The organism is Actinomadura rubrisoli, from assembly GCF_004349215.1.
Taxonomy (GTDB): Bacteria; Actinomycetota; Actinomycetes; order Streptosporangiales; family Streptosporangiaceae; genus Spirillospora; species Spirillospora rubrisoli.
Genome location: NZ_SMKU01000587.1, coordinates 1 through 2,989 on the forward strand (window position 1 = coordinate 1; position 2,989 = coordinate 2,989).

At 71.1% G+C, this 2,989-nt stretch carries 1 pseudogene; it reads right to left on the reverse strand.

The features are described 5' to 3' along the window. Positions 1-2,989 (reverse strand): annotated as a pseudogene (locus E1298_RS49070) (hypothetical protein); the annotation flags it as partial.

Below are 2,989 nucleotides of genomic sequence, written 5' to 3' on the forward strand. Positions count from 1 at the left end.
GGGCCAGGTGTAGGGGGCGGGGGGCCGCCGCCGCGCTGGGTCGGGTCCAAGTTGTGGCAGCTGCGGTAGTGCGTGGTCGTCGTCGGCGGGATCGTGCTGGAGTCCGTCTGGGTCCAGCGGGTGTGGACGACCTTCGGCGTGACGTTCGGGTCGTTCGGCTCGGGCAGGAAGTCGATCCGCTCGATCGTGATCCTGGTGTTGTTCGAGTGGATCCGCTCAAGGTGCCTCTCGAACGCGCCCCGCCAGCCCGTTGAGGGGGTGACGTCCCCGCCGCTGTTGCCGCGGTTGGTCGGGCTCCACTGCGGGAAGTAGTTGATCCGCTCGCCGGGGCCGCGGGCCTCGTGGGGGAAGATGTGGCCGCCGTCGAAGCGGCCCGGCGAGTACTCGTCCGTGGCGCCGATGTGGCCGACCCTGCCCTGGACGGTCGTGTTGCGCTGCTGTCCGCTTCCGTGTGGCGTGTCGTAGTCGGGTTGCCCGCTGGCCGACTGCGGCTGGCCGTTCGCGTCGGTGTGGAAGAGGAAAGTGCCCGGCCGGACGCCGCCGCTTCCGAAATCGCCGGTGCGCGTGGCGGCCGGTGGGTCAAGGGGAGCCGCCGGGTCGTTGGTCCGGAAACGGTCGTGCGGCTCGACCAGGTAATGCGTGTTCGGACGCGGGACGTTGTAGTCGGTGACCGTCCGGTTGGTGTCGCCGAGTTCGGGGTTGAACCCGTCCTGGCGGTTGCCGTACCAGGTGCGGACGTGCGTGACCTGGTGTTCGCCGTCCGTCCAGAAGACCCCGTGCAGTTCGCCGTTCGGGCCCCGTACCTCGATGCGGGAGTTCGCGGGCAGGTCATTGCGGGCGCTGAAGGGGCCGTGCTCGTTGACGTCATACGTGCCGGGCCAGCGCACCGGGTTCGCGTCGGACGGTGGGTCGAACCTTGTGGCCGCCGGGGCCATGCCCTCGTCCGTCCCATTGTGCGGGACGGCGGTGTAGGTGTGCGGCTCGTCGAACCCCAGCTCGATCCTGTGCGTGACACCCGGCCTGGGGTGCGTCAGATCGACGTTCTCGTTGGGGTCGACGACCCGGGCACCCGGTTCCGGCGCGGGGTTCGTGATGTGGGTGACCTGGCCGTTGCCGTCGGTGTAGGCAACGCTGCGGGTGACGCTCTGGCCGTCGGGACCCTCTTCCAGCACCGTGTAGCGGGTATTGCGGTCCAGGCCGGTCTGATCCACCAGCCGCTGGTCCGGGTCGAGCGTGATGGTCGCTTCGTCGGTGTGGCGCGGGGGATTCCAATCCGCCTGCTGGTGGGGCATGCCTCGCGGCCCTGAGGTGTCCTCCTGGCGTGGCGTGCCGCTCTCCGGGGTCGCGTCCGCGTCGTCCGAAGCGCCGGAGCGTCGGAAGGCCGGCTGGTCGTCGCCGGTGCGCGGGTGGCTCCCGCCCTGGGCAGGGTCGCCCTCGCCGGTACGTGGTTCGGCCGTGCGCGGCTGGCCGTCCTCGCCGTTACGCGGCTGGTCCTCGCCGCTACGTGGCTGTTCCTGGGTGGGGCGCGGCTGGCCGTCTTCGCCGCGCGGTCCGCCCTCGTCCGGAGGCGGTTGCTCTTCGGTGTGGTGCGGCTGACCCTCGTCGTGGGGGGTCTGCGTGGGGTCGGCAGTGTTCTCGCCGCCTGGCGAGGTCTCCGGCGTGCCCGGCGTCTCGGTTTCGTGGGGGGTCGCGTCCGGAGACTCGTTCTCCGGGGTGTTGGTGCCGGGGGTTTCTGGCTCGGGCGTGGCCGTGTCGGAGGCGGGCGTGTTCGTGTCCGGAGTTTCGGGTTCGGGGGTGCTTGGGGTTGGTGTTTCGGTGTCAGGGGTGCCCGTGTCCGGGGTTTCGTTCTGGTGTGGGGGCGTGCCCGGGGTGCCCTCGTTCGAGGTGTTGGGAGTCGCGTTCTGCGCGTCCGCGCCCAGGTGGCGGTCCATGACCTCGCCGACGGCACGCGCGAGCGCGCCTGGGTTCTCCGCCAGGCGGTACTCGGCGAACGCCTCCGCGAGCATTTCGTGCGGGGTGGTGGCGCCGTAGGTGGAGAGGGCGTCGTCGACCCGCTGCGTCGTGTCGGGATCGTGTGGCTGCGTCGCGTCGTAGGGGACGCCGAGGGCGTCGGAGACGGCCTGGTTCAGGTCGGCCAGCATGTGGGGGTCGTTCAGGAGCTGCTGGCCGAGCTGGTGCCCGAACTCGTGGGTGAAGACGCCTTCCGTGGAGCCTCCGCCGGGCACGGTGAAGCCGCTCGCCTCCTCTTCGGCGCCCTCCGAAGAGCGGTCGGCGTTGTCGGCGAACGGTGCGTCGCTGATGTGGATGCCCGGGTTCTCGCCGAGCGTGGCATAGGCGAGGGTGTCCTCCTCACCGGGGCCGAGCGTCTGGCTGACGTCCTCGGAACCGATGTGGTTGAGCTGCCGCATCGTCCCGGGATAGTCGGCCGAGAGCTGCCGGATCGCGTTGTTGATCTCGCGCAGGGCGGCCGGGTCGATCGGGTTGGACGTGAAGTCCACCGTGGGCGCGTCGTCCCCGAACTGGTCGAGGATGTCGCGGGTCTCTTGCTCGGCGTCCGCGAGGTCCTTCGCCGGGTCGCCGTCCGCGGTTCCGTCGTGGTCGCCCGCGCCGTCGTCCTCGCTGGGGCCGTCGTTGTCCTGCTGGGCGGGATCCGCTGGGTCGGCATCCTCGGTGGTGCCGTCCTGCTCAGGGGTGGCGTCGTTTGGCTGGTCGGCGTCCTCGCGGCGGACGACGCCCTGGTCGTCGACGTTCTCGACGGGGGCGCGGTTCGGGTCCTCATCGAAGAGGCCCGGTTCGTCCTTGGGCCGGCCGCCGTCCTGCTCGGTCGGGGTCTGCTGGTGCTCGGACGGGGGGTCGCCCTGCTGGTCGGACGGGGTGTGAGGCTGCTGCTCGGAGCCGCTGTTCTCCTGCGGAGTGGGCGTCGTCGATTCCGGCTTGGGGGTGTTCCCGTTCTCCGACGGTGTGCGGGGGGTGGTGCCGGAGGGGGCCT